The following is a 26,104-nucleotide window of genomic DNA, read 5'->3' on the forward strand; positions in this document are numbered from 1 at the left end:
ACCGCAGGTCAGCGGACGATCCCGTACCCGATCGAGGCCGCGGCGACGCCCAGCAGCACCGAGCCGGTCAGGTACGCCAGCGCCCGGCCGACCCGCCGCTCCTCCACCAGCCGGACGACGTCGAACCCGAAGGTGGAGAAGGTGGTCAGCGTGCCGCAGAAGCCGGTGCCCACCAGCGCCACGACGGCGGGGGAGAGGTCGCGCGCGCCCACGACGAGGCCGAGCAGCAGGCTGCCCGCGACGTTGACCACGAGGACCCCGACGACGCTGCCCGCGCCCCGCCACCGCACCGCCAGCCGGTCGGCGGCGTACCGGACCGGTGCCCCGACCAGCGCGCCGAGCACCACCCACAGCGCCGTCACCGGGCCACCCGCCGTCCCACCAGCAGCCCGAGGACGACGGCGGCGAGCCCGCCCACCACGCTGACCAGCAGGTACCCCACCGCGACCGGCCACCGACCGGCGTCGGCGAGCTGGACGGCGTCGACGGCGAACGCGGAGAAGGTGGTGTAGCCGCCGAGCACCCCGGTGGCCAGGAACGGCCGCAGCCACGGGTGCCCCGGGGCGCGGGCCAGCAGCACGGCCAGCAGGACGCCGATGGCCAGGCAGCCGGTCAGGTTGACGGTGACCGTCGCCCACGGCCAGGTACCGGCGGTGTGCGGCAGCCCGAGGCCGACCCCCCACCGCGCCAGCGCCCCGGCGGCCCCGCCGAGGGCCACGACGCCGGAGGTCCGCACGGTGCGGCAGCATGCCACCGAGGCCCGCGCCCGGTGCGGGGGCGGCTCATCCGACGAGCGGGAGGACGGCGACGTGGCCGGACCGTTGCAGGGCGTACGGGTCGTGGAGTTCGCCGGGCTGGGCCCCGGCCCCTTCTGCGGGATGCTGCTGGCCGACCTGGGCGCCGACGTCGTCCGGATCGACCGGCGCTCCCGGGGCGGCGGGCTGGTCGGGTCGCTGGGCGCGACGTCGCTGCTGGACCGCGGCAAGCGCTCGATCGCCCTGGACCTCAAGGACGACGCCGACCTGGCCGTCGTCCGCGCCCTGGTCGCCCGGGCCGACGTGCTGCTGGAGGGCTTCCGGCCCGGGGTGATGGAGCGGCTGGGCCTGGGCCCGGAGCAGGCGCACGCGCTGAACCCGGCGCTGGTCTACGGCCGGATGACCGGCTGGGGGCAGACCGGACCGCTCGCGCACAGCGCCGGCCACGACATCGGCTACATCGCGCTCACCGGCGCGCTGGGCGCCACCGGCCGGCCCGGCGAGCGGCCCGCGCCGCCGATCAACCTGCTGGGCGACTTCGGCGGCGGCGGGGTGTTCCTGGCCCTGGGGGCGGTGGCGGCGCTGCTGCACGCCCGGGCCACCGGCGAGGGCCAGGTGGTCGACGCCGCCATCGTCGACGGCACCGCGGTGCTCACCACGATGATCCACGGGATGCTCGACACCGGGGCCTGGACCGACGCCCGGGGCGCGAACCTGCTCGACACCGGGGCGCCGTTCTACGACGTCTACGCCTGCGCCGACGGCACGTTCCTGGCCGTCGGCGCCCTGGAGGAGCAGTTCTACGCCGCGCTGCTCGAGGGCCTGGGCCTGGCCGGGGACCCGACGCTGCCCGACCGGTCCGACCTCGCGGCCTGGCCGGCGCTGCGGGCGCGCTTCGCCGAGGTCATCGGGTCACGCACCCGGGCGGAGTGGTGGGCGGTCTTCGCCGGCACCGACGCCTGCGTGGCGCCGGCCTGGTCGCTGCTGGAGGCCACCTCCGACGAGCACAACCGCGAGCGCGGCGTGTTCGTCGAGGTGGACGGGGTGGTGCAGCCCGGGGTGGCGCCGCGGTTCTCGGCCACCCCGGGTGCGGTCGGCGCGGTGCCGACCGCCGGCCAGCACGACGCGGAGATCCGGGCCGAGCTGGGGATGTGAGGTTCCCGGCCGGGCGGGGGAGTGGCCACCGCCCGGCCGGAGCTTCAGGAGGGCGCCATCACTTGGGGGCGAGCGCCGACAGCGCCTTGCCGGCGTGCTTGGCGAAGGAGAACTCGCTCTTGATGACGTCCCGGACGACGCCGTCGGTGCCGATCACCACGGTGTGCCGCTTGGTCGGCGCGGCCTTCCAGCCGCGGTTGGTGCCGTAGGCGGTGCAGATCGAGCCGTCGGCGTCGGACAGCAGGGGGTAGTCGAAGCCGTTGCCGTCGGCGAACGCCTTCTGCTTGGCGATCGAGTCCTGGCTGATGCCGACCCGCTGGGCGCCCACCGCGGCGAACTGCGACGCCTCGTCGCGGACGGTGCACATCTCGGTGGTGCAGCCGCCGGAGCTGGCGAGCGGGTAGAAGAAGAGCACCACCGGCCCGCTCTGCAGCATCGTGGACAGCCGGCGGGGCGTGCCGTCCTGGTCGGGCAGCTCGAAATCGGGGGCGACGTCACCGGTCTTCATGACTGTCCTTCGTGCCGAGCGGGCGAGGTGGTTCGGCCGGTTCCACGTGGAACCGCCCGCAGGTGATCACGGACCCGGGACCGGCGCCACTCGGCGCAGCGGTTGTGGGTGTCCTGTGCCGTGGGTGAGCGGCCCGGCGGGTCGGCGCGACCCGATCGCCGCCGCCGTCCCGTCGCGCTGGGAGGATGGGCCGGTGACCGCCCGGTGAACACCCCCCTCGTGGCCCTGGCCACCGTGGCAGCCCTGGTGGTCGCGGCGCTGGGCGGGCTGTCCACCGTGCTGCGCCGCCGCACCGGCCTGGCCCACCTGGTCGCCGCCGGCGTCCTGGAGGCCGTGCTCCTGGTCCAGTCGGCCGTGGTCGTCGTCGCGCTGGCCGGCGGGGAGCGACCGCCGGAGACCGCGACGTTCCTGGCCTACCTGGTCAGCGTGGTGCTGGTGCCGGTCGCCGGCGTGCTGTGGTCGCGCACCGAGCCCACCCGTTGGGCCGGCACCGTGCTGGCCGTCGCGGCGCTCGTGGTGGCCGTCATGGTCTGGCGCCTGCTGCAGCTGTGGGAGGCCACCGGTGGCTGACCGCCTGGGTGCACCCGCCGCCGGCGGGGACGACGCCGGCAGCACCTCGCGCGGGCCCGGCCGGGTGCTGGTCGCCCTCTACGGCGTGTTCGCCCTGGCCGCGGGCGCGCGGGCCGCCGTCCAGCTGGCCACCCAGTTCGACGAGGCCCCGGTGGCCTACCTGCTGTCCGCCTTCAGCGCCGTCGTCTACCTGGTCGCGACCGTCGGGCTGGCCCGCGGCGGCCGGTCGGGCCGACGCACGGCCGTGGTGGCCTGCGGCGTCGAGCTGGTCGGCGTCCTCGTGGTCGGCACGCTGTCGCTGGTCGACCCCGCCGCGTTCCCGGACGCGACCGTCTGGTCGGGCTTCGGGCAGGGCTACGGGTTCATCCCGCTCGCGCTGCCGGTGCTCGGCCTGCTGTGGCTGCGCCACCTCGGCGAGCTGGAGCGCGACCGACCCGCCTCCCCCTGACGCGGGGGGCGGTCCGGTCTCCCGGGCAGATCCGTCGTGCGCCACCGGTATCGTCCACCCCGTGCAGCAGGTCCCCGACCCCTCCGGGTCCGACGTGCCCGCCGAGGCCGCCGCCCTCGTGTCCGGAGCAGTCGCGAACCCCGACGACAGCCAGGACCGCGCCCACCAGGCAGGTGCCGTGGGCGCGGCGACCGCGCTGGTCTCGGCCACCGACTCCGCCGCCAGCGCCCGGTCGGCGCTGCCCGGGGTGCTGGTCGACGTCCCGGTGGGCGTCCTGGTCATCGACCAGCGGGCCGGCACCGTGGTCTACGCGAACACCGCCGCCGTCGAGCTGGCCGGCAACGTCTCGCTGCCGGTCGCCATCGACGAGTGGGGCACCTCCGCCGGGCTCACCGACCTGTCGGGCCAGCCGCTGGAGAGCACCGGCAGCCCACTGTCGGTGGTGGCCGAGGGCACCCCGGTGGCCGGGGAGGCGGTGCGGCTGGGGCCGCGCGGCCAGCGGGAGGAGCTGACCCTCTGGGTCACCGGCTTCCCGCTGTCCCAGGACGCCGAGGACGAGCAGCTGGCCCTGGTCGTCTTCCTGCAGATCGACGGCGCCCGCGGCGACGCCGACCCCGACGCCCGGATGCAGGCGCTGCGGGACCGGGCCGTGCTGGCCACCGACATCTGCTTCACCATCACCGACCCCCGCCGCGAGGACGACCCCCTGGTGTGGGTGAACCCCTCCTTCACGCGGGTCACCGGCTACACCGCCGAGGAGTCGGTCGGCCGCAACTGCCGGTTCCTGCAGGGCCCGGCCACCGACCGGGCGAAGGTCGCCGAGATCGGCCGGGCGCTGGACCAGCGGCAGGTGGTCACCGAGACGCTCCTGAACTACCGCAAGGACGGCACCGCGTTCTGGAACCAGCTGTCGATCAGCCCCGTCTTCGACGGGTCCGGCGAGCTGGTCAGCTTCGTCGGCGTGCAGACCGACGTCACCGAGCGGGTCCGGGTCGAGGGCGAGCGCGCGGCCGCCTTCGCTGCCGAGCAGACCGCCCGGCGCGAGGCCGAGGTCGCCCAGGCCGTGGCCGAGCAGGCCAGGGCCGACGCCGAGACCGCCCGCGAGGACGCCGAGGTGGCGCAGAACCGGCTGGCGCTGATGGCCGAGGCCACCAGCTCGCTGACCGCCACCCTCGACCGGACCGAGCTGCTGGACCGGCTGGCCGACCTGTGCGTGCCGCTGCTGGCCGACTGGATCTTCGTGACCGTCGTCGACGCGTACGGCACCGTCGAGGAGACCGCCGGCCGGCACCGGGACGGGCTGGCCGACGAGCTGCGGGCGATCAGCGCCCAGCACGCCATGCACCTGACCCCGGGCTCGCCGAGCCGGCAGGCCATGGAGCGGCGGCAGCCGGTGCTCATCGAGCAGATGACCTCCGACCGGCTCGACGACGTGTTCGCCCACTCCGTGACCCGCGCGGCCTACGACCGGCTCGGCGGGCACGCGGTGCTCGCCGTCCCGATGATCGCCCGGCGGCGCGTGCTGGGGTCGCTGGCCCTGGTGCTGACCGACGACGAGCGCGGCTTCACCACCGAGGACACCGAGCTGGTGCAGGACCTCGCCCGGCGGGCGGCGATGGCCCTGGACAACGTGCGGCTCTACCAGGCCGAGCACGAGGTGGCCGAGACGCTGCAGCGCTCCCTGCTGCCCGAGCTGCCCGAGATCGCCGGGGTGCAGGCCGCGGCGCACTACGTCAGCGCCTCGACGGCGGCCGACGTGGGCGGCGACTTCTACGACCTGCTCGAGCTGCCCGACGGCGCGATCGGCGTGGCCATCGGCGACGTGGTGGGCCACGACGTCGCCGCCGCGGCCGCGATGGGCCACCTGCGCGGGTTGCTCCGCGCCTGCATGTGGGGCGCCACCGACCCCGACCCGGGCTCGGTGCTCGGCCGGGTGGACCGCCTGGTGCAGGGCCTGCACGTGGCGTCGATGGCGACCATGGCCTACGTCCGCGCCGTCCCGCCGGCCGGGGAGGGCCAGCCGTGGCAGCTGGTCGTGGCCGACGCCGGGCACCCGCCGCTGCTGCTGCGCTACCCCGACGGCCGGGTCGAGGTGCTCTCCCAGGCCCACGGCCTGCTGGTGGGCGTGGACGGCGCGACCCGGCGCACGAGCGTGCACCTGGAGGTCCCGGCCGGCACCACGCTGGTCGGCTACACCGACGGCCTGATCGAGCAGCCCGGGGCCGACCTGGACGAGGGCATCGCCGCGCTCGTGCAGCGGCTGGTCGACGCCCCGGCCGACGCGCTGCCCGTGGACGTCTGCGCCCGCGCGGTGGACACCGCCCTGGACCGCCGGGACGACATCGCCCTCATCGCCGTCCGCTTCGGGTAAGGCAACGCGGCGTGGATCAGCTCAGCTGATCACCGTGCGTCCTGGCTCACCGACGCCGGTGAGCCAGGACGGAGTCCGATCAGCTGAGCTGATCCACGCCCGAGGAGGTCAGGCACCCGGCGGCGGGACGACGGCGGCCTGCAGGCCGTAGGCGCCGCGGTGGAAGACCAGCGGGGTCTTCTGCGCCGTGGCGCCCAGGTCCAGCACCCGGCCGACGACGATCGTGTGGTCGCCGCCGTCGTGCTCGGCGTACAGCTCGCAGTCGATCCAGGCCACCACGCCGTCGAGCACCGGCGACCCGTGCGCGGACGGCGACCAGGTCACCCCGGCGTACTTGTCGGTGCCCGAGCGGGCGAACTGGGAGCTCAGCCCGTCCTGGTCGTCGGCCAGCACGTTCACGCAGAACCGGGCGATCGCGCGCAGCCGGGGCCAGGTGGTCGAGGTGCGGGCGGGGGCGAAGGCGACCAGCGGCGGGTCCAGCGACAGCGAGCTGAAGGACTGGCAGGTGAACCCGATCGGCCCGTCCGGCTCGGTGGCGGTGACCACGGTGATGCCGGAGGCGAAGTGGCCCAGCACGTCCCGCATCACCCGGGGGTCGACGATCTCCTGCGGCTGCTCGCTCATGCCGGTGCGAACGTCCCGCGCGGCGCGTTCTTCCCACCCGCCCGGTGCAACGAGGACGGCAGCTCTCGGCCGACGGACCGCTCCGTCACCGCCGCGGCGACCAGGACGGCGTCCAGGTCCATGCCGGTGGCCACCCCCGAGTCCTCCAGCCAGTAGACGAGCTCCTCGGTGGCGATGTTGCCGCTGGCGCCCGGGGCGAACGGGCAGCCGCCCAGCCCGCCGACCGAGGCGTCGAGCTGGGTGACCCCGGCCTGGACGGCGGCCAGCGCGTTGGCCTGGCCGGTGCCGCGGGTGTCGTGGAAGTGCACGCCCAGCGGGACGCCGGGGGAGACCCGGCGCACCTCGTCGACCAGCCGGACCACCCGCAGCGGGGTGGTGGTGCCGATGGTGTCGCCCAGGCACATCGCGTCGGCGCCGGCGGTGACCGCGGCCCGGGTGACGTCGACGGTGCGGTCGACCGGGGTGCGGCCGTCGAACGGGCAGTCCCACGCCGTCGCCACGATCACCTCCAGCGAGCCGCCGGCGCCGTGGGCCAGCGCGGCGATGTCCCCGACCGCGGCCACCGCCTCCGACGTCGAGCGGCCGGCGTTGGCCCGGGAGTGCGAGTCGGCCGCGCTCACCACGTACTCCAGGTCGGCGATCCCGGCGTCCACCGCCCGCTGGGCACCGCGCAGGTTGGCCACCAGCGCGGAGAACCGCACGTCGGTGAACCGGTGCAGCTCGGCGGCGACCTGGTCGGCGTCGGCGAGGGCCGGCACCGCCTTCGGGGAGACGAACGAGGTCACCTCGATCCGCTGCACCCCGGTGGCGACCAGCGCCTCGAGCATCGCGAGCTTTCCGGCCAGCGGCACGGGGTCCTCGAGCTGCAGGCCGTCGCGCATGCCCACCTCGCGGACGTCGACGGCGGGGGGCAGGACCAGGTCGAAGTCGTTCACACCCCGATCCTGCCCCGCGCCGTCAATCCCGGGGCGCCGCGGTGATGTTGACCATCCACGGCGTGCCGAACCGGTCGACCATCGCGCCGTACTCGTCGCCCCACATCTGCACGGCCAGCGGCATCTGCACCTGGGCGCCCTCGGCCAGCGCGGCCCACCACCCGCGGAGCTTCTCGGTGTCGGTGCCGCTGATGCACACCGTCGTCCCGGCGGCCTTCTCGAACCCCATGCCCGGTCCGGTGTCCGAGCCCATGAGCAGGATGCCGTCGGGGGTGTCCACCTGGCCGTGCATGATCCGCTCGGCGTCCGGGCCGTCCATGCCGAACTCGGCGAAGGTGTTCAGCGTGAGGGTGCCGCCGAGCACGCGCTGGTAGGTCTCCATCGCCTCGCGGGCGGTGCCGTCGAAGCTCAGGTAGGGGCACAGGTTCGCAGTCATGCCCTCAGGACGCCCGGGCGGCGGAGAACTCATCGGCCGCCCAGCAACCCGCCGAGCGCACCCCCGAACCCGCCCTCGCCGGACTGCTGGCCGGAGCCCGAGCCGCCGATCGCGCTGACCGGCGGCTCCTCGGACGCCTGGACGACGACGAAGCCCTGGCCGGCGAAGGACAGCGTGAACCGCTCGCCGGTGGTGCGGCCGATCAGCGTGCCCAGCCCGAAGGAGTCGTTGACCTGCACCCCGGTCTGCAGGGACGACGACCACGCCACGGCCGCCTGCGGGTCGGCGTAGGTCGGCTGGTCGACCACCAGCACCACCGGCTGGCCCTTGGTGGTGATCGCGATCCGGCCCACGCCGGTGAACACGCAGTTGAACAGGCCGGCGCTGCTGCTCATCCCGGCCCCGGAGACCCGCCGGATGTCGTAGGACAGCGAGGAGTCGAAGGCCAGCACGTTGGCCCCGTTGATGGTCAGGCCGTCGGAGCCGTCCAGATCGATGACGTGCACGTCCTGCGCGGCGTCGGCGAGGAAGAGGTCGCCCCGGCCGCGCACCTTCATCAGCGGTACGCCCTCGCCGGTGAGCTTCTGCTTGATGAACCCGCCGATGCCGCCGGAGCCGAGGGCGTCGAAGGACAGCTGGCCCTGATAGGCCACCATCGACCCGGCCCGGGCGAAGACCTCGCCGTCCAGGCCGACCCGGCACATCTTGCTGCCCTGCTTCTGGATGCCGGTCGCCTGGCTCTCCGCGAACTCGGGGGCGAACAACTCGCTGCGCATGCGTCTCTCCTCGATCGGTGGTCGTGGCGCGGCCATCCTGCCGGGGTCGGGGGGCGGCTGGCTACGGTCGGGCGGTGACCGCGCGCGAGCACCTGGAGACCCCCGAGCTGGACCGGCTGCTGACCACCGCCGCGGCCGCGGCTGACCCGGCCGGCGGGTTCGGCTGGCTGGACGAGCACGGGCAGCGCACGCCGGGGAAGGTGCCCGAGACCTGGATCGTCGCGCGGATGACCCACGTGTTCGCCCTCGCCGCGGCGTGGGGCCGGCCCGGCGCGGCCGAGCTCGCCGAGCACGGCCGGCAGGCGCTGGTCGGGGTGCTGCGGGACGCCGAGCACGGCGGCTGGTGGTCCACCGCCGACGGGGCGGTCGAGGAGTACCCGAAGCAGGCCTACGTGCACGCCTTCGTGCTGCTGGCCGGCGCGACGCTCACCCGGGTCGGCCTGCCCGGCGGCCCCGAGCTGCTGGCCGACGCGCTGCAGGTCTGGGACGACCACTTCTGGGACGACGAGGCGGGCGCCGCCGTCGAGGAGTGGGACGCCGGGTGGACGGCGTGCTCGGCCTACCGCGGCGCCAACGCCAACATGCACGCCGTCGAGGCCCAGCTCGCCGCCGCGGACGCCCTGGCCTCGACCGGGGACGACGCCCGGGCCGCGCAGCTGCGGGACCGCAGCACCCGGATCGCGCAGCGGGTGGTGGGGGAAGCCCGGGCCCGGGACTGGCGGCTCCCGGAGCACCACGACGCGGACTGGACGGCGCTCCCGGAGTTCAACCGGGACCGGCCCGCCGACCCGTTCCGGCCCTACGGGGTGACCGTCGGGCACCAGTTCGAGTGGGCCCGGCTGGTCGCCCACCTGGGCACCGTGGTCGAGCTGCCGCCGGAGCTGGCCGCGGCGTCGGGGGAGCTGTACCGGGTGGCGGTGCAGCGCGGCGGGTCACCCGACGGGCACCCAGGCTTCGTCTACACCCTGGACTGGGCCGACCGGCCGGTCGTCGACGCCCGGATGCACTGGGTGATGGCCGAGGCGCTGGCCGCGGCGGCCGTGCTGGGCGCGGTCACCGGCGAGGCGGGGTACCGGGCCGACCACGAGCACTGGTCGAACCTGGTCGAGCTGCTGGTGCTGGACACCCGGACCGGCAACTGGCACCACGAGCTGACCCCCGAGGGCCAGGTCGGGCACACCACCTGGACCGGCCAGCCCGACGCGTACCACGTGGCGCAGACCCTGCTGCTGCCCCGGCTGCCGGTCACCGGCAGCCTGGCGGAGTCGGTCGCCCGGGTCGTGGACGGCGTCACCGCCAGCGGCTGACGACCTCGCCGAACACCCGGGCAGCCTGCTCCAGCTCGGCCACCTCGACGTACTCGTCCCGGGCGTGCATGACGGCAGGGGTGCCCGGGCCCCAGACCACGATCGGGGCGCCGCCCGCGACCGGTCCGAGCACCGAGCCGTCGGTGAAGTAGGTGGCCGGCTCCGGCCGCACCACGGCGGGCAGGCCGCGCACCCACGGGTCGTCGGCCGGGGTCAGCAGCGGCGGCAGGTCCACCCGGACGTCGACCTCGGCCACCTCCGGCTGCGCCCGCCACCAGGCCTGCAGCGCGGCGGCGTCGCCGACCGTGCGCATGTCCACCACGACCTCGGCGGCATCGGGCACCACGTTGGGCACGGTGCCGCCGCTGATCACGCCGGGGTTCCAGGTCTCGGTGCCCAGGAAGTCGTCGTGCGCCAGCGGCAGCTCCGCCCCGGCCCGGGCCAGCACCGCGACCAGGTCCAGCACGGCGTTGTGCCCCAGGTGCGGCGTGCTGCCGTGCGCGGCCCTCCCCGCCGCCCGGACGGCGAGCCACAGCGCGCCCCGGTGGCCCAGCACCACCTCGTTGCCGGTCGCCTCCGGGACGACCACGGCCCCGGTGCGGGTCCCGGCCAGCGCCCGGGCCGCCACCTGGGCGCCCTTGGAGCCGATCTCCTCGTCGCTGGTGAGCAGCAGCGCCACGGGGATCTCCGGGTCGGCGCCGGCCAGCGCGGCGACGGCGGCCACCAGACCGGCCTTCATGTCCGAACCGCCGCGGCCCCAGACCCGGCCGCCCTCGTGGTCGGCGCCGAAGGGGTCGCGCTGCCAGTGCCCGGCATCCGCGGCCGGCACGGTGTCCACGTGGCAGGCGAAGACCAGCCGGGGCCGCCCCGGGTCGGTCGGCGTGCTCAGCAGCGTCCAGGGCCGGTCGGCGTCCTCGCCGTCGCGCCGCTGCAGGTGCGGTGCGTGCGCGGTGAGGACGTCGGTGACCACGCCCATGACGTCGCGCTGCGGGCGCGGGTCACCGGAGACGGTGGGTCGGCGGACCAGCTCGCGCACGAGCTCCACGGGGTCGAGGGCGTCGGTTGCCATCACCCCACCCTGCCGGTTCCACGTGGAACCGGCAGCGTCACCAGGTCGGCGGGGCCGGCGGCGTCGGCTGGGCCAGCCGGGCGCCGGTCGTGCCGCGGACGTGCTCGACCCACCCGCCGACGACCGGCAGCCCGGCCAGGACGGCGGCCACGACCGGGGGCGGGAGCAGGAAGACGACCAGCAGGGCCTGGCCGAAGGCCGACCCGTAGGAGTTCGCGGCGCTGACGACGGCCTGCAGCAGGACCGCCAGCCCCAGCGCCGCACCGGCGCCGACGACGAACCAGCGGTCGGCCCCGGCCAGCAGCCGGACGCCGCCGACCACCGCGGCCACCCCGGCCGGCAGCCCGACCACCACGCCGAGCCAGGTGCCCGTCCCGCCGTCGGACCCGGCCAGCAGCACGATGCCGACCAGGCCCCAGAGCATCCCGATGCCGCCGGCGATGAAGGCCAGGACCGCGGCGGCGCCGGCCTGCTGCGGTCGACCCGGCCCCTTGGGCCAGGCCGCCGGCGGCNGGGGCCGGCTGCGAGGGGGGTGGCCCGCCATAGCCCCCGCCGTCGACCCTGCTCGAGTCCCAGGCCTGGCCGTCGTCCCGTGGTCCGCTCACCGGCCCAGTCTCGCCGATGCCCCGTCGGACCCCCGGCAGGCGCTCAGGTCCGGGACGCCTCGGCCACCGGCGCCGGGCCCAGCCGCGCGCCCTCGACCGCCTCCGCGGGCCTGATCTGGGCCGCGCTCGTGCTGGCCCCCCGCTGGACGAGCGCCCCCGAGCCGGTGGCCCGGCTGGTCGACGGCCTGCCCAGCGCCCTGACCGGGCTGCCGCCGTGGACCGCGGCGCTCGGCGCGCTGCTGGTGCTCGCGGCACTGGTCGCACCGCGCCGCCGCTGAGGGCGGCGCGGCGCACCGGTCACAGCGTCGCGAGGACCTCGGTCATCTTCTCCTCGGTGTCGCTGCCGAGCTTCTCCAGCGCGGGCTTGAGCAGCGGCCCGGCGAGGGTGGCGACCCCGTGGAAGTCGAAGTCCACGTGGTAGGTGATCTCCGTGCTGGTGGCGTCGACCGCGCGCAGCGAGATGTCGTCGGTCGAGGTCACCGTCTTGTTCTCGCCGACCAGGGTGAGGTGGTCGGGCTCCCACCGCTCGAGGCGGTACTCCAGCTCGGTCTCCCGGCCCATGAACTCGCTGACGTTCTTCCAGCGCGACCCGACCTGGACCGGCTGGCCGTCCAGCGGCGTGCAGGTCTTCGTGCCCGGGTCCCAGGCCTCGGCGTTGGCGAAGTCGGCGAGGTAGGGGCCGATCTTCTCGATCGGGGCGTGCACGGTGAAGGTTCGCTCGACGGTCGGCATGGCCCAGGAGTGCCCGCCACCCGCCGTCCCAACCGCACCCCCCATCGGCAGAGGAACCTCTGCACCCCCTCTCCGTGCGATGAAGGGGTGCAGAGGTTCCTCTGCCGTGCGGGTTCGGCTACACCAGGGCGCGGCCCACGGCGACGGCGCGGGTGTCCGGTGCGGCGACGCGGACGGCGTCGGCTGCCCGGTCGTCGTCCTGGGTCTGCGAGCGGCGCTCGGCCTCGACCCGGGCGGCGTAGGAGGCCACCTCGTTGGCGACCCGCTCGTCGTCCCACCCGAGGACGCCGGCGACGGCCTCGGCGACGGCCTGCGCGGACTCGGTGCCGCGGTGCGGGGTCTCGATCGAGATCCGGGTGCGCCGGGCGAGCAGGTCGTCCAGGTGCAGGGCGCCCTCGTGCGCGGCCCCCCACACCATCTCGACCATGAGGTACTCCTCGGCGCCGGGCACCGGCTGCAGCAGCGAGCGGTCGTCGGCGGCCAGGGCCAGCACGTCGGGGGTCAGCGAGCCGTACCGGTTGAGCAGGTGCTCGGCGCGGTAGTTGCCGATGCCCCAGGTGTCGGCCAGCCGGTCCAGGGAGTTGACCATCGCGTGGTAGCCCTCGGCCCCGACCAGCGGGATGTCCTCGGTGACGCTGGCCGGCACGGTCCGGGTGACGTCCTCGGCGACGGCGTCCACGGCGTCGGCGGCCATCGGCCGGTACGTCGTGTACTTGCCGCCGGCGACGGAGATGACGCCGGGCGAGGGCCGGGCGACGGCGTGCTCGCGGGAGAGCTGGCTGGTGTCCTCGGACTCCCCGGACAGCAGCGGGCGCAGGCCGGCGAAGACCCCGGAGATGTCCTCGTGGGTCAGCGGGGTGGTCAGCACCCGGTTGACGTGCTCGAGGATGTAGTCGATGTCGGCCTTGGACGCCGCCGGGTGGGCCTTGTCCAGGTCCCAGTCGGTGTCGGTGGTGCCGACGATCCAGTGCGAGCCCCACGGGATGACGAACAGGACCGACTTCTCGGTCTTGAGGATCAGCCCGGTCTCGCCGTTGATCCGGTCCCGCGGGACGACGATGTGCACGCCCTTCGAGGCCCGGACGTGGAACCGGCCGCGGCCGCCCACCAGGGTCTGCAGGTCATCGGTCCACACGCCGGTCGCGTTGACCACGACCTCGCTCTTGACGTCGATCTCCTGGCCGGTCTCCACGTCGCGCACCCGGGCGCCGACCACGCGGCCGCCGACCCGCAGGAACGAGACGACCTCGGCGGAGTTCAGCACGGTGGCGCCGTACTTCGCGGCGGTCAGCGCGACGGTGAGGGTGTGCCGGGCGTCGTCGGCCTGGGCGTCGAAGTAGCGGACGGCGCCGACCAGCGCGTCGGGCTTCAGCGCCGGGAAGAGCTTGCGGGCGCCGGTGCGGGACAGGTGCTTCTGCGACGGCATCGGCTCGCTGAGCGCGCCGAACCGGGCCAGCCCGTCGTACAGCGCCAGGCCGGCGGTGACGTAGGGCCGCTCCCACACGCGGTGGGTCAGCGGGTACAGGAAGGGCAGCGGCTTGACCAGGTGCGGGCTGATCCGGTTCACGGCGAGGTCGCGCTCGTGCAGCGCCTCGCGGACCAGGCCGAAGTCGAACTGCTCCAGGTAGCGCAGGCCGCCGTGGAAGAGCTTCGACGAGCGGGACGACGTCCCGGAGGCGAAGTCGCGGGCCTCGACCAGAGCGGTCTTCAGGCCACGGGTGGCGGCGTCCAGCGCGACGCCGGCGCCGGTGACACCACCGCCGACGACCAGGACCTCGAACTCCTCGGCGGCCAGGGCGGCCCAGGCTGCGGCCCGCGCCTCGGGACCCATCGGGGGGACGGCGGACATGGCGCACTCCTCGGTTCGGTGCGGCCCGGGAGCCTCGGTGCATCCCGGACGCTCGACGCCCACGGTAGGACCGGGTGCGGCGGGCGGCGACGCGATCCGTACGACAGTGTCGGACGGCTCAGCTCTCGCCCCAGGCGATCGACAGCCGGACGGCCTTCTCCCAGGTGGGGTACTCCGCGGTCAGCTGGGCCGCCCGGGCCGGCACCGGGGACCACTGTGCCGAGCGGTGCCAGTTGCGGCGCAACGCGCCCACATCGGCCCACAGCCCGACCGCCAGCCCGGCCGCGTAGGCCGCGCCGAGGGACACCGTCTCCCCGACCATCGGCCGGACGACGGGGGTGTTCAGCACGTCGGCGACGAACTGCATGAGCAGGTTGTTGGTGGTCATCCCGCCGTCGACCCGGAGCGCGGGCAGCGCCAGCCCGGAGTCCGCGGCCATCGCGGCGACGACGTCCCGGGTCTGCCAGCCGGTGGCCTCCAGCACGGCCCGGGCCAGGTGGCCCTTGGTCACGTACCCGGTCAGCCCGGCCACCAGCCCGCGCGCCTCGCCCCGCCAGTGCGGCGCCAGCAGGCCGGAGAACGCGGGGACGACGTAGCACCCGCCGTTGTCCTCGACGGTCCGCGCGAGGGTCTCGATCTCCGGGGCGGTGCCGATCAGCCCCAGCCCGTCGCGCAGCCACTGCACCAGCGCCCCGGCGACGGCGACCGACCCCTCCAGCGCGTAGTGCACCGGCTCGCCGGCCAGCTGGTAGGCCACCGTGGAGATGGACCCCGACCGGGTGCGCACCAGCTCCGTGCCGGTGTTCTGCAGCAGGAAGCTGCCGGTGCCGTAGGTGCACTTGGCCTCGCCGGGGGCGAAGCAGGCCTGGCCGAACAGCGCCGCCTGCTGGTCGCCCAGCGCGCCGGTGATCGGGATGGGGGAGCCCAGCGCGGTGGCGCTGCCCAGCAGACCGACCGACGGCCGGATCTCGGGCAGCAGCGTCTCGGGGATGCCGAAGAAGTCCAGCAGGACGGGGTCCCAGCGGCAGGTGCGCACGTCCATCAGCGACGTCCGGCTGGCGTTGGTCACGTCGGTGACGTGCACCCCGCCGTCGGTGCCCCCGGTGAGGTTCCAGATCAGCCAGGTCTCCATGGTGCCGAACAGCAGCTCCCCGCGCTCGGCCCGCTCCCGGGCCCGCGGCACCGCGTCCAGCACCCAGCGCAGCCGCGGCCCGGCGAAGTACCCGGCGATGTCCATCCCGCTGTGCTCGGCCACGACCGCGGCGTCGGGCCGGGCGGAGAGGTGGGCGACCAGGTCGGCGGTCCGGGTGTCCTGCCAGACGATCGCCCGGGTGATCGGCCGGCCGGTGGCGCGGTCCCAGACGACGGTGGTCTCGCGCTGGTTGGCGATGCCGAGGGCCACCACCTCGCCTGCGCTGGACGCCGCGTCGTGCAGCGCCTGGGCCGCCGTCCGCTGCGTGTTCGCCCAGATCTCCATGGGGTCGTGCTCGACCCACCCGGGCCGTGGGAAGAACTGGCGGTGCTCGCGCTGGCGCACCGAGACCATCCGGCCGCCCCGGTCGAACACGATGGACCGGGTCGACGTCGTCCCCTGGTCGCCCGCCAGCACGTAGCGGTCAGCCATGCCAGCCCAGCTCCCGGGCGATCCCCTGCGCGGACTCCTGCACCATCGCCACCAGCCGGGGGCGCGGCTGGTGGCGACCGTCCAGCACGGTCTCGGCGGGGCCGGCGATGCCCAGCGCGGCCACCACCAGGCCGGTGGACCCACGCACCGGCACGGCGACCGCCGCGCTGCCCGGCTGGTGGCCGCCCTCGTCGGCGGCCCACCCGCGGGCCCGCACCGCGGTGACCTCCGCGCGGCCGGTGTCGGGCAGCCCGCGCACCGAGCGGTGCGGGGCGAACGCGGCGAGCACCGCGCCCAGCGCCGTCCGGCCGGCCGGCAGCAGCGTGCCGACGTCGAGCACCTGGGCGGAGTCGTCGGGCCGGAAGACGTGGTGCACCACGACGACCTGGGCGTCGACCAGGCTCGCCAGCCGGACGGCGTGCCCGCTGCGCGAGGCCAGCGCGTCGGCCCAGTTGGACGCCCGGGAGCGCAGCTCGTTGACGTCGAGGTGCCCGCTGCCCAGCCGCAGCAGGCCCTGGCCCAGCGCGTAGCGGCCCTCCCGGTCCTGCTCGACGAACCGGACGCCGAGCAGGGTGCGCAGCAGGCTGTGCGCGGTCGTCTTGGGCAGGCCCACCGCGGCGGCGATGTCGGTCACGCCCAGGGTGCCGCCGCTGCCGGCGACCACCTGCAGGATCGCGGCCGCCCGCTCGAGTGACTGCACGGTGCCCGGCACACCGCGGACCGTAGGCCATCCGGGACCGATCGGTCCTGTCCGACGATGTCGTACGCAACGGCTTCCGCCCGGTGACCGGGGACACCTAGCGTCCAGGCGCCAGGGTGATCGGGGACACAGGCGGCCCCCTGGCACCGAACCGGCCCGCACCGCCGCGGGCTCGTAGACAGGAGTTCCCCCCTTGACCACCAGTCTCTGGACCGTCTTCGGCAGCGAGGTCACCGGTACCGCGATCCTCATCCTGCTCGGCGTCGGCGTGGTCGCCAACGTGCTGCTCGCCAAGTCGGGCGCCCTGGGTGGCGGCTACATCGTGATCATCTTCGGCTGGGGGCTCGCGGTCTTCGCGGGTGTCTTCGCCGCCGCCACCTCCGGGGCCCACCTGAACCCGGCGGTCACCATCGGCTTGCTGGTCAGCGGCGCCGCCGAGTACGCACCGGGCGTCGAGGTCACCCTCGCGTCCACGCTGGTGTACTTCGCCGCCGAGCTCCTCGGGGCGTTCATCGGTGCCGTGCTGGCCTGGCTGGCCTTCCGCAAGCACTACGAGACCGAGACCGACCCCGGCACGATCCTGGGCACCTTCTCCACCGGCCCGGCCATCAAGAGCTACGTCGACAACATCATCACCGAGGCCCTCGGCACGTTCGTGCTGGTCTACATCGTGCTGCGCTTCGGGGACACCCCGACCGAGATCGGCCCGCTGGCCGTGGCGCTGCTCGTCGTCGGCATCGGCGCCTCGCTGGGCGGCCCGACCGGGTACGCGATCAACCCGGCCCGCGACCTGGGCCCGCGCATCGCGCACTTCCTGCTGCCCATCAAGAACAAGGGCGCCAGCAACTGGTCCTACGCCTGGGTCCCGATCGTGGGCCCGATCATCGGCGCGGTCCTCGCCGGCCTGTTCTCGCACGTCTCGATCTAGCCCCCACCCCCGCAGACCACCGCACCTCAGAGCAGAGGAGACACCCCATGGCTGGCAAGTACGTCGCCGCGATCGACCAGGGCACCACGAGCACCCGCTGCATCCTCTTCGACCACGACGGCAAGATCGTCGCGACCGGGCAGAAGGAGCATGAGCAGATCTTCCCGCGCGCCGGGTGGGTCGAGCACGACGCCACCGAGATCTGGGCCAACACCCGCGAGGTCGTCGGCCAGGCGCTGGCCCGGGGCAACGCCTCGACGTCCGACGTCGTCGCCGTCGGCATCACCAACCAGCGCGAGACCACGGTCGTCTGGGACAGGACCACCGGCCAGCCGGTCTACAACGCGATCGTCTGGCAGGACACCCGCACCGGCAAGATCTGCGACGAGCTCGCCGCCCTCGGCGGCGGCGACGAGCGCTACAAGGACCGGGTCGGCCTGCCGCTGGCGACCTACTTCGCCGGCCCCAAGGTCCGCTGGATCCTGGACAACGTCGACGGCGCCCGCGAGAAGGCCGAGGCCGGTGACCTGGTCATGGGCACGATCGACTCCTGGTTGATCTGGAACATGACCGGCGGCACCGACGGCGGCCTGCACATCACCGACGTCTCCAACGCCTCGCGCACGATGCTCATGGACTACCGCACCCTCGAGTGGCTCCCGGACATCGCCGAGGAGATGGGCATCCCGATGTCGATGCTCCCGGAGATCCGGTCCAACTCCGAGGTCTACGGCAAGGGCCGCGCCGCCGGCTTCCTCGCCGGCGTCCCGATCTCGGGGTCGCTGGGCGACCAGCAGGCGGCCACCTTCGGCCAGGTCTGCTTCGAGAAGGGCATGGCCAAGAACACCTACGGCACGGGCAACTTCATGCTGCTCAACACCGGCGAGGAGGCCGTCCCCTCGGAGAACGGCCTGCTCACGACGCTGTGCTACAAGCTCGGCGACGCCAAGCCGGTGTACGCCCTCGAGGGCTCGATCGCCGTCACCGGGTCGCTGGTGCAGTGGCTGCGGGACAACCTGGGCATGATCAAGGACGCCCCCGAGGTGGAGACCCTGGCCGCCGGCGTCGAGGACAACGGCGGGGCCTACATCGTCCCGGCGTTCTCCGGCCTCTTCGCCCCGCACTGGCGCTCCGACGCCCGCGGCGCGCTCGTCGGGCTCACCCGGTTCGTGAACAAGGGCCACATCGCCCGCGCCGTCCTGGAGGCCACCGCCTTCCAGACCCGCGAGGTGCTCGACGCCATGAACGCCGACTCCGGGGTCGACCTGACCGAGCTGCGCGTGGACGGCGGCATGGTCGGCAACGAGCTGCTCATGCAGTTCCAGGCCGACGTGCTCGACGTCCCCGTCATCCGGCCCGAGATCGTCGAGACCACCGCCCTGGGCGCGGCCTACGCGGCCGGTCTCGCGGTGGGCTTCTGGTCCTCCCTCGACGAGCTCACCGCCAAGTGGGCCGAGGACAAGCGCTGGGAGCCGCAGATGGACGCCGCCGAGCGCGAGCGCAACTACCGCAACTGGCAGAAGGCCGTCACCAAGACCCTGGACTGGGTCGACGACGACGTCTCGTAGGCCCCTCGCCCCCCAGCGTTGATCAGGGGGGTGCTCGGAAGTCCGTCCTCCTGCACCAGATCTGGTGCAGGAGGACGGACTCCTGCGTAGGTGGACAGTCCCGTCGTTGATCAGCTGGGTTCAGCAGACGCCGTCCTGGCTCACCGGCGTCGGTGAGCCAGGACGGCGGTTCGTGGACCCAGCTGATCAACGCCGTTCTACGAGCCCAGTGCGGCGCCCACCACCGCCCGGGCCTCCTCCTGCACCTGGGCCAGGTGGTCGGGGCCCTTGAAGGACTCGGCGTAGATCTTGTAGACGTCCTCGGTGCCCGACGGGCGGGCGGCGAACCAGGCATTCTCGGTGGTCACCTTCAGCCCGCCGACCTTCGCGCCGTTGCCCGGTGCCTCGGTGAGCTTGGCGGTGATCGGCTCCCCGGCCAGCTCGGTCGCGGTGACGTCGGCGGGGGACAGCTTCCCGAGCTTGGCCTTCTCCTCGCGGGTCGCCGCCGCGTCCACCCGGGCGTAGGCCGACTCGCCGAAGCGGCCGGTCAGCTCCCGGTGCAGCTCGGACGGCGACTTCCCGGTGACCGCCTGGATCTCGCTGGCGAGCAGGGCCAGGAGCAGGCCGTCCTTGTCCGTCGTCCAGACGCCGCCGTCCCGGCGCAGGAACGAGGCACCGGCGGACTCCTCGCCGCCGAACCCGACCGACCCGTCGATCAGCCCGGGCACGAACCACTTGAAGCCGACCGGCACCTCGCGCAACTCACGGCCGAGGTCGGCGACCACCCGGTCGATCAGCGACGAGGACACCAGCGTCTTGCCCACCGCGGTGCTCGGCGCCCAGCCCGGCCGGTGCGCGAACAGGTAGGAGATGGCCACCGCGAGGTAGTGGTTGGGGTTCATCAGCCCGCCGTCGGGGGTGACGATGCCGTGCCGGTCGGCGTCGGCGTCGTTGCCGGTGGCGATCTGGAAGCGGTCCTTCTGCTCGATCAGCGACGCCATCGCCGACGGCGACGAGCAGTCCATCCGGATCTTGCCGTCCCAGTCCAGCGTCATGAACCGCCACGTGGGGTCGACCAGCGGGTTCACCACGGTCAGGTCCAGACCGTGCACCTCGGCGATCCGGCCCCAGTAGTCGACGCTGGCCCCGCCCAGCGGGTCGGCGCCGATCCGGACGCCGGCCGCCCGGACGGCGTCCAGGTCGAGCACCTCGGGCAGGTCGGCGACGTAGGTGCCGGTGAAGTCGTAGCCCTGGGCGGCGGCGCGGGCCTGCGCGAACGGCACCCGCCGGACGCCGTCCAGCCCGGCGCGCAGCAGCTCGTTGGCCCGGCCGGCGATCCAGCCTGTGGCGTCGGAGTCGGCCGGCCCGCCGTGCGGCGGGTTGTACTTGAAGCCGCCGTCGCGGGGCGGGTTGTGGCTGGGGGTGACCACGATGCCGTCGGCCAGGCCCGAGGTCTTGCCGCGGTTGGCCCGCAGGATGGCGTGGCTGACCGCCGGGGTGGGCGTGTAGCGGTCGGCGTCGTCGACCAGGACGGTGACGTCGTTGGCGGCGAGCACCTCCAGCGCGGTGACCCAGGCCGGCTCGGACAGCCCGTGGGTGTCGCGGCCGACGAACAACGGCCCGTCGTACCCCTGGCCCTTGCGGTACTCCACGATCGCCTGGGTGGTGGCCAGGATGTGCGCCTCGTTGAACGCACCGTCCAGGCTGGACCCGCGGTGGCCGCTGGTGCCGAACACGACCTGCTGGTCGGGGTCCGCTGGGTCGGGCCGGGTCGAGTAGTAGGCCGTGACCAGGTGCGGGACGTCGACGAGGTCCGACGGCTGGGCCGGGGTGCCGGCGCGCTCGTTGCTCATGGGGTGATCTTCGCCCCGGGGGACCTCCCCCGGCGACCGGGCGGTCTCAGTCCCACCAGAAATGCCAGGTGGTCGCTCCGCGGAGCAGCGCCGCGTACTGCTCCGCGGTGTAGGGCGGCTGGTCCCACCGCTCGTAGGTCTGCGGCGCGAAGTTGTCCGGGCAGAAGGCGTAGTGCTCGTTCGCGAGCAAGCGGAGGGTGTCGTCGTCCGTGGGCGGCCTGGTGACCACGAGATCCAGGTCCGCGAACCCGAGCTGCACCAGGTATGCGCCGAAGCGGTCCTCCCAGCTGCGCAGCACACCGGAGACCTGGGACGCCGACGTCCGCCGCTCGAGGTACCGGTCTCCGAAGTCGCTGTGCCAGTTGCACGCCCCGGTCCACCCCAACCGGGCGGGGACGTCGGCCGGTCGGGGCGCGGGGACCAGCGCCAGACGTGGGCCGCAGGGGACCTCGTCGATGCGGACCTGGTCGGCCTGCTCCCCGACCGGCGCGGCCAAACCAGGCCAGGATGGGTGCGGCAGCAGAGTGCCGTCAGGCCGCACGAGGCGGGCGCCCTCCCAGCACGTCGCGAGCACCTCGGCTGCGTCCCGCGGATCGCCGACCGGGTCCGCATGGGGCAGCCGCTCCTCCGATTCGTCCCGGTAGGCACCGGCGAGCCCGGTCACCGGCCACACCCCTGTCCGGTCGAAGACCTCGGCCCAGGCCCGCCAGATCCGCCAGGGTTCTCCGTAGCGGCCATCCGTGTGGGTGTCGTCGATCCGCCAAGCCCTGGGCGGGTCGGTCATGGTGAAGTCGCCGTCGCGATGGCTCAGCGTCGCCAGCGGACGGAGGTGGCCGCCCCGGGTGCGGTCCAGGCCCATGTCCCACTCGTCGTCCGGGGAGAGCGTCCCGAGCCGCCGCCGGATGGCGGCCGGCGTGGTCCCCACCAGCTCGGACTCCGGGAGAGGGGTACGGACGGGGATGAGGTGGGTCCCCGTCGCCCTGCTGCGCGGTTGCATGCCGGCATCGAGCCACAGGACGGCGACGTGCGGAGCCGGTCGTCCACACGACCGTGCGTTGTCCACAGATCTTCCGGTCGCGCCCAGACCGTCGGTGGGCGTGGCTACCGTCGTCGTCGTGACCGCAGCGCTCGCCCTCCCGCTCGACGAGGAATTCCTCGCGTCCTGCTTCGGCGATGCCGTCGTCTTCCGGGGGCGGGCCTGCGTGCGGGGCCGCAAGGTGCGTTCGGCAGTCGTCCAGTCCACCGATCACGTGTCCGGCGTCGTGGTGGGATCCCGCGGCGAGATCTACCAGGTCGCCGCATTCGCCGACCTGGAGGAGTGGGTCGGCCGGTGCAGCTGCCCGGTGAGCGCCCAGTGCAAGCACGCCGCCGCCGTGCTGCTTTCCCTGGGCCCCGACGGCCAGGGCACCGCGTTCGACCCGGTGGGCGACCTGGTCGAGAGCTGGCCACCGACCGCACCCCGGGTGGCCCCCAAGCCCGCGCGGCCGGCCTGGGAGACCGCGCTGGCCGACCTCACGCCGAACGCGGCCGCCACCGATCTCGTCCCGGTCGGCCTCCAGTTCGAGCTCAACGCCCCCACCGGGCGCGCCGGGCAGCGCGTCCCGGTGCAGGTGCGGCTGCGGCCGGTGGTCCCGGGCCGGGCCGGGCGGTGGGTCCGCACCGGGGTGACCTGGCGTGACCTGCCCTTCGAGCACGGGCCGGTCCGGCGGGTCCCCGAGCACCGCGACGTGCTGGTCGAGCTGTACCGGGCCGCGCAGTCGGCCGGGTCCTCGGGCTACTACGGCAACCCCGACGCCGTCTTCCTCGACGAGGTCGGGCCCCAGCTGTGGCGGCTGCTGCGCGAGGCGCAGCGGGCCGGCGTCACCTTCGTGACCGCCAAGACCCCGGCCGACCGGGTGGTGCTCGAGACCCCGGCCACGCTGCGGATGCAGGCCACCGCGAACGAGCGCGGCGACCTGCTGCTGGAGGCGGTGGTCGACCGCGCCGCCGGGCTGACCCCGCTGGCCGGGCTGACCCTGGTGGGTACTCCGGTGCACGGCGCCTTCGTTGTCGACGGCGACGCGCTGCGCCTGGTGCCCTTCGACGCCCGGGTGCCGGTCGAGCTGTCCCGGATGATCGCCCGCTTCCCCCGGCTGGAGGTGCCCGCGGCCGACGGCGACCGGGTCCGCCGGGAGCTGGTGCCCGCGCTGCAGCGCATGGTCGAGCTGGTCTCGCCCGACGGGTCGGTGGAGCTGCCCTCGGTCCAGCCGCCGGTGCTCGCGCTGACCGTCAGCCACGCCGACGGCGCCCGGCTCACCCTGGACTGGTCGATCGTCTACCCGGCCGCGGAGTCGACCGGGGACGAGGTCCCCGAGGGCCGGCGGGTGCCGCTGACCGGCGCGGTCGGCGACCCGGGGCGCAACGACCGGGCCGAGCGCACCCTGCTCAGCGGGGTCGTGCTGCCCGACGGCCGCTTCCCGCAGCTGCGGCAGGCGACCGTGCAGCGTGGCCTGGCCCCCTCGGTCGAGCTGCGGGAGCTCGACGCCGCCGTCTTCTGCGAGGGCGTGCTGCCCTCGTTGCGCGACCAGGGCGTCCGGGTCACCGAGCTCGGCGACGCCCCCGACTACCGGGCGGCCACCTCGGCACCGGTGGTCAGCGTGTCGGTCACCGACCCCGCGGTCGGCGACGCCGACTGGTTCGACCTGGGCATCACGGTCACCGTCGACGGCCAGGACGTCCCCTTCGCCCACCTGTTCCGTGCGCTGGCCACCAAGCAGACGCACCTGTTCCTGCCCGGTGGCACCTACTTCCCGCTCGACGGCCCGGAGTTCGCCGTGCTGGCCGAGCTGATCGCCGAGGCCGGGGCCCTGCAGGACCGCCGCAAGCCGCCCACCCGGATCAACCGGTGGCAGGCCGGCCTGTGGGGCGACCTGCGCCAGCTGGGCGTGGTCGCCGAGCAGAGCGCGCGGTGGGAGCGCAGCACCGCAGCCCTCCTGGAGCTGGAGTCGCTGCCGCTGCCCGAGGTGCCGGCCGGCATCACCGCCCAGCTGCGGCCCTACCAGCTGGAGGGCTTCCGCTGGCTGAGCTTCCTGTGGGACCACGACCTCGGCGGGGTGCTGGCCGACGACATGGGGCTGGGCAAGACGCTGCAGGCCCTGGCGCTGCTGCAGCGGGCCAAGGACGCCGGCCAGCTCACCGCCCCGGTCCTGGTCGTCGCCCCCACCAGCGTGGTCGGCAACTGGCTCTCCGAGGCCGCCCGCTTCGCCCCCGGCCTGGTGTGCACCGCGGTGGAGGAGACGTCGGCCAAGGCCGGGGTGCCGCTGGCCACCCGGGTCGCCGGCGCCGACCTGGTGATCACCTCGTACACGCTGCTGCGCCTGGACGAGGACGAGTACGCCGGGGTGACCTGGCGCGGGATGCTGCTGGACGAGGCGCAGTTCGTGAAGAACCGGCAGGCCAAGGCCTACCGGGCCGCCCGCACCGTCGACGCGCCGTTCAAGCTGGCCATCACCGGCACGCCGATGGAGAACAGCCTGATGGACCTGTGGTCCCTGCTGTCCATCTGCGCCCCGGGCCTGTTCCCCGACGCCGAGGGCTTCAACGAGCAGTGGCGCCGGCCGATCGAGCGCGGCACCGACCCGGGCCGGTTGGGGGTCCTGCGCCGCCGGCTGCGCCCGCTGATGCTGCGGCGCACCAAGGAGCTGGTGGCCGCCGACCTGCCGGCCAAGCAGGAGCAGGTGCTCGAGGTCCGGCTCACCGGCCGGCACGAGACCCTGTACCGGACCGCGCTTCAGCGGGAGCGCCGCAAGGTGCTCCGGCTGGTCGACGACATGGACGCGCACCGCTTCGAGATCCTGCGGTCGCTGACCCTGCTCCGGCAGCTGGCCCTGGACCCCGCGCTGGCCGACCCCGAGCACGACTCCGTCCGCTCGGACAAGACCGAGGCCTTCCTCGAGCACCTGCGCGAGGTGCTCGCCGAGGGCCACCGGGTGCTGGTGTTCAGCCAGTTCACCGGCTACCTGGCCCGCATCCGGGCCCAGCTCGACGCCGAGGGCATCGGCTACGCCTACCTCGACGGGTCCACCCGGCAGCGGCCGGCGGTCATCGCCAGCTTCACCGAGGGCGAGGTGCCGGTGTTCCTGATCAGCCTCAAGGCCGGCGGATTCGGGCTGAACCTGACCGCCGCCGACTACGTCTTCGTGCTCGACCCGTGGTGGAACCCGGCTGCCGAGGCACAGGCCGTCGACCGGGCGCACCGGATCGGCCAGACCCGCAACGTGATGGTCTACCGGCTGGTCGCCAAGGACACCATCGAGGAGAAGGTGATGGCCCTCAAGGCGCGCAAACAGGCGATCTTCGACCAGGTGGTCGACGAGGACGGCGTGCTGTCCGCACCGCTCACCGCCGACGACATCCGCGGCCTGTTCAGCTGACCGGGCGCTCCACCTGGACGAGGAACCGGCGCACCGCCTCGGTGAACACCTCCGGGGCCTCCGAGTGCACCCAGTGCCCGGCGTGCTTGACCCGCACCAGCCGGACGGCGGGGAACAGCTCGGCCATCCGTGCCCGGTCCTCCTCGAGCACGTAGGTGGAGCTGGCCCCGGCGATCCACAGCACCGGCCGCTCGAACACCGCTCCCGGCGGCGGCTCGGGGAAGCCGCGCAGCTCGCCGAGGTCACGGGCCAGCAGCGGCAGGTTCAGCCGCCACCGCCAGCCGGTCGTGCCGTCCCGCACCAACGACTGCAGCAGGAACCCGCGCACCATGTCGCTGGGCACCGCGGCCCGCAGCGCGGCGTCGGCGTCCTCCCGGGTGGCCAGCGAGTCCAGGTCGATCGCCCGCATCGCCGCGATGAACGCCGCGAACGGGGAGGCCTCCTCGTCCGGGTCGTCGGTCCGGCCACCGGTCTCCGGGTAGACCGACGGCGAGATGTCCACGACCACCAGCGCGCGCAGCAGCTCGGGCCGGCGCAGCGCCAGCTGCATCGACACCTTGCCGCCCATCGAGTGCCCCACCAGCGTCACCGGCTCGCCGAACCCGGCCAGCAGGTCACCCAGCAGCTGCGCCATGTCGACGTAGTCCACCCGGTCGGTCCAGGGCGAGTGCCCGTGGTTGGGCAGGTCGACCAGGGTCACCCGGTGCCCGTCCTCGGCCAGCCGGCGGGCCACCGTCGTCCAGTTGCGGCCCTGGCCGAACAGACCGTGCACGAATGCGACCCGGGGGCCCTCGTCGCCGATCGTCCGGGTGGCCAGCTCTAGGTCCGCGGTCACCGGGCGCCGGCCTCGGGGGCGACGTGCTCGTCCACCCGGCGGGGCGCGAGCGGATCACGGGGCAG

General features: G+C 74.4%; 24 protein-coding genes. 9 read left to right on the forward strand and 15 right to left on the reverse strand.

Annotated elements, in window-relative coordinates; genetic code table 11:
• Positions 1 to 8 precede the first annotated feature (8 nt).
• Complete coding sequence (locus tag LFA75_RS10820; RefSeq protein WP_225233648.1) at positions 9 to 362, reverse strand: fluoride efflux transporter FluC; 354 nt, start codon at positions 360 to 362, stop codon at positions 9 to 11.
• On the reverse strand, positions 359 to 736 hold the full coding sequence (crcB, locus tag LFA75_RS10825; protein WP_225233649.1) for a fluoride efflux transporter CrcB: 378 nt from the start codon (positions 734 to 736) through the stop codon (positions 359 to 361). Before crcB ends, LFA75_RS10820 begins: the two co-directional genes overlap by 4 nt.
• 1 nt (position 737) lies before the next feature.
• Between crcB and LFA75_RS10830 the strand changes: the two genes are divergently transcribed.
• The gene (locus LFA75_RS10830; RefSeq protein ID WP_225233650.1) at positions 738 to 1,910 is read left to right on the forward strand and encodes a CaiB/BaiF CoA transferase family protein; all 1,173 of its coding nucleotides are present in this window, start codon (positions 738 to 740) and stop codon (positions 1,908 to 1,910) included.
• A 58-nt stretch (positions 1,911 to 1,968) separates the two neighbouring features.
• Here the strand turns inward: LFA75_RS10830 and LFA75_RS10835 are convergent, their stop codons facing one another.
• The gene (locus LFA75_RS10835; RefSeq protein WP_225233651.1) at positions 1,969 to 2,418 is read right to left on the reverse strand and encodes a peroxiredoxin; all 450 of its coding nucleotides are present in this window, start codon (positions 2,416 to 2,418) and stop codon (positions 1,969 to 1,971) included.
• Between the two features lie 204 nt (positions 2,419 to 2,622).
• Between LFA75_RS10835 and LFA75_RS10840 the strand changes: the two genes are divergently transcribed.
• From LFA75_RS10840 to LFA75_RS10850, 3 genes are all read left to right on the forward strand, one after another.
• A complete protein-coding gene (locus tag LFA75_RS10840) occupies positions 2,623 to 2,988 on the forward strand; it encodes a hypothetical protein (RefSeq protein WP_225233652.1) in 366 nt (121 codons plus the stop codon).
• Entirely contained in the window at positions 2,981 to 3,436 is a 456-nt protein-coding gene (locus LFA75_RS10845) for a hypothetical protein (protein ID WP_225233653.1), read from the forward strand. The genes LFA75_RS10840 and LFA75_RS10845 overlap by 8 nt, the downstream gene beginning before the upstream one ends.
• A 61-nt stretch (positions 3,437 to 3,497) precedes the next feature.
• The gene (locus tag LFA75_RS10850; protein ID WP_225233654.1) at positions 3,498 to 5,807 is read left to right on the forward strand and encodes a SpoIIE family protein phosphatase; all 2,310 of its coding nucleotides are present in this window, start codon (positions 3,498 to 3,500) and stop codon (positions 5,805 to 5,807) included.
• A gap of 108 nt (positions 5,808 to 5,915) precedes the next feature.
• On the opposite strand, the gene LFA75_RS10855 is transcribed toward LFA75_RS10850, so the two are convergent.
• From LFA75_RS10855 to LFA75_RS10870, 4 genes are read right to left on the reverse strand one after another with little or no spacing between them, the layout of a single operon-like run.
• A complete protein-coding gene (locus LFA75_RS10855; RefSeq protein ID WP_225233655.1) occupies positions 5,916 to 6,431 on the reverse strand; it encodes a flavin reductase family protein in 516 nt (171 codons plus the stop codon).
• Positions 6,428 to 7,366, reverse strand: coding sequence for a hydroxymethylglutaryl-CoA lyase (locus LFA75_RS10860; protein WP_225233656.1), 939 nt, complete (start codon positions 7,364 to 7,366; stop codon positions 6,428 to 6,430). The genes LFA75_RS10855 and LFA75_RS10860 overlap by 4 nt, the downstream gene beginning before the upstream one ends.
• A 22-nt stretch (positions 7,367 to 7,388) precedes the next feature.
• Positions 7,389 to 7,802 (reverse strand): VOC family protein, encoded by a 414-nt coding sequence (locus LFA75_RS10865; protein ID WP_225233657.1) that lies wholly within the window; start codon positions 7,800 to 7,802, stop codon positions 7,389 to 7,391.
• Positions 7,803 to 7,831: 29 nt separating this feature from the next.
• Positions 7,832 to 8,578, reverse strand: coding sequence for an AIM24 family protein (locus tag LFA75_RS10870; RefSeq protein WP_225233658.1), 747 nt, complete (start codon positions 8,576 to 8,578; stop codon positions 7,832 to 7,834).
• 74 nt (positions 8,579 to 8,652) lie between these two features.
• On the opposite strand from LFA75_RS10870, the gene LFA75_RS10875 reads away from it, so the two are divergent.
• Positions 8,653 to 9,885 carry an AGE family epimerase/isomerase gene (locus tag LFA75_RS10875; protein ID WP_225233659.1) on the forward strand — a complete coding sequence of 411 codons (1,233 nt, stop codon included), beginning with the start codon at positions 8,653 to 8,655 and terminating at the stop codon, positions 9,883 to 9,885.
• On the opposite strand, the gene LFA75_RS10880 is transcribed toward LFA75_RS10875, so the two are convergent.
• A complete protein-coding gene (locus LFA75_RS10880; protein WP_225233660.1) occupies positions 9,869 to 10,954 on the reverse strand; it encodes a M20 family metallopeptidase in 1,086 nt (361 codons plus the stop codon). The genes LFA75_RS10875 and LFA75_RS10880 overlap by 17 nt on opposite strands.
• Before the next feature lie 733 nt (positions 10,955 to 11,687).
• Between LFA75_RS10880 and LFA75_RS10885 the strand changes: the two genes are divergently transcribed.
• Entirely contained in the window at positions 11,688 to 11,837 is a 150-nt protein-coding gene (locus LFA75_RS10885; RefSeq protein WP_225233661.1) for a hypothetical protein, read from the forward strand.
• A 19-nt stretch (positions 11,838 to 11,856) separates the two neighbouring features.
• Here LFA75_RS10885 and LFA75_RS10890 read toward each other — a convergent pair whose 3' ends face one another.
• From LFA75_RS10890 to LFA75_RS10905, 4 genes are all read right to left on the reverse strand, one after another.
• The gene (locus LFA75_RS10890; RefSeq protein WP_225233662.1) at positions 11,857 to 12,291 is read right to left on the reverse strand and encodes an SRPBCC family protein; all 435 of its coding nucleotides are present in this window, start codon (positions 12,289 to 12,291) and stop codon (positions 11,857 to 11,859) included.
• 118 nt (positions 12,292 to 12,409) lie between these two features.
• Complete coding sequence (locus LFA75_RS10895) at positions 12,410 to 14,140, reverse strand: glycerol-3-phosphate dehydrogenase/oxidase (protein WP_225233663.1); 1,731 nt, start codon at positions 14,138 to 14,140, stop codon at positions 12,410 to 12,412.
• A gap of 118 nt (positions 14,141 to 14,258) precedes the next feature.
• Positions 14,259 to 15,764 (reverse strand): glycerol kinase GlpK, encoded by a 1,506-nt coding sequence (gene glpK, locus LFA75_RS10900; protein ID WP_225233664.1) that lies wholly within the window; start codon positions 15,762 to 15,764, stop codon positions 14,259 to 14,261.
• On the reverse strand, positions 15,757 to 16,476 hold the full coding sequence (locus LFA75_RS10905) for an IclR family transcriptional regulator (RefSeq protein ID WP_225233665.1): 720 nt from the start codon (positions 16,474 to 16,476) through the stop codon (positions 15,757 to 15,759). The genes glpK (LFA75_RS10900) and LFA75_RS10905 overlap by 8 nt, the downstream gene beginning before the upstream one ends.
• Positions 16,477 to 16,657: 181 nt before the next feature.
• On the opposite strand from LFA75_RS10905, the gene LFA75_RS10910 reads away from it, so the two are divergent.
• Both LFA75_RS10910 and glpK (LFA75_RS10915) read left to right on the forward strand, forming a co-directional pair.
• A complete protein-coding gene (locus LFA75_RS10910) occupies positions 16,658 to 17,392 on the forward strand; it encodes an MIP/aquaporin family protein (protein ID WP_225233666.1) in 735 nt (244 codons plus the stop codon).
• Positions 17,393 to 17,439: 47 nt separating this feature from the next.
• Positions 17,440 to 18,960, forward strand: coding sequence for a glycerol kinase GlpK (gene glpK / locus LFA75_RS10915; RefSeq protein WP_225233667.1), 1,521 nt, complete (start codon positions 17,440 to 17,442; stop codon positions 18,958 to 18,960).
• Between the two features lie 197 nt (positions 18,961 to 19,157).
• On the opposite strand, the gene pgm is transcribed toward glpK (LFA75_RS10915), so the two are convergent.
• Positions 19,158 to 20,792, reverse strand: a complete 1,635-nt coding sequence (gene pgm, locus LFA75_RS10920; RefSeq protein WP_225233668.1) for a phosphoglucomutase (alpha-D-glucose-1,6-bisphosphate-dependent) — start codon at positions 20,790 to 20,792, stop codon at positions 19,158 to 19,160.
• Positions 20,793 to 20,838: 46 nt separating this feature from the next.
• Positions 20,839 to 21,717 carry a DUF4253 domain-containing protein gene (locus LFA75_RS10925; protein WP_225233669.1) on the reverse strand — a complete coding sequence of 293 codons (879 nt, stop codon included), beginning with the start codon at positions 21,715 to 21,717 and terminating at the stop codon, positions 20,839 to 20,841.
• A 190-nt stretch (positions 21,718 to 21,907) separates the two neighbouring features.
• On the opposite strand from LFA75_RS10925, the gene LFA75_RS10930 reads away from it, so the two are divergent.
• Positions 21,908 to 25,204, forward strand: coding sequence for a DEAD/DEAH box helicase (locus LFA75_RS10930; protein ID WP_225233670.1), 3,297 nt, complete (start codon positions 21,908 to 21,910; stop codon positions 25,202 to 25,204).
• Here the strand turns inward: LFA75_RS10930 and LFA75_RS10935 are convergent.
• On the reverse strand, positions 25,197 to 26,039 hold the full coding sequence (locus LFA75_RS10935) for an alpha/beta fold hydrolase (RefSeq protein WP_225233671.1): 843 nt from the start codon (positions 26,037 to 26,039) through the stop codon (positions 25,197 to 25,199). The two genes, LFA75_RS10930 and LFA75_RS10935, sit on opposite strands and share 8 nt — an antisense overlap.
• Positions 26,040 to 26,104 lie beyond the last annotated feature (65 nt).

Source organism: Klenkia terrae, from assembly GCF_900491935.1.
Taxonomy (GTDB): Bacteria; Actinomycetota; Actinomycetes; order Mycobacteriales; family Geodermatophilaceae; genus Klenkia; species Klenkia terrae.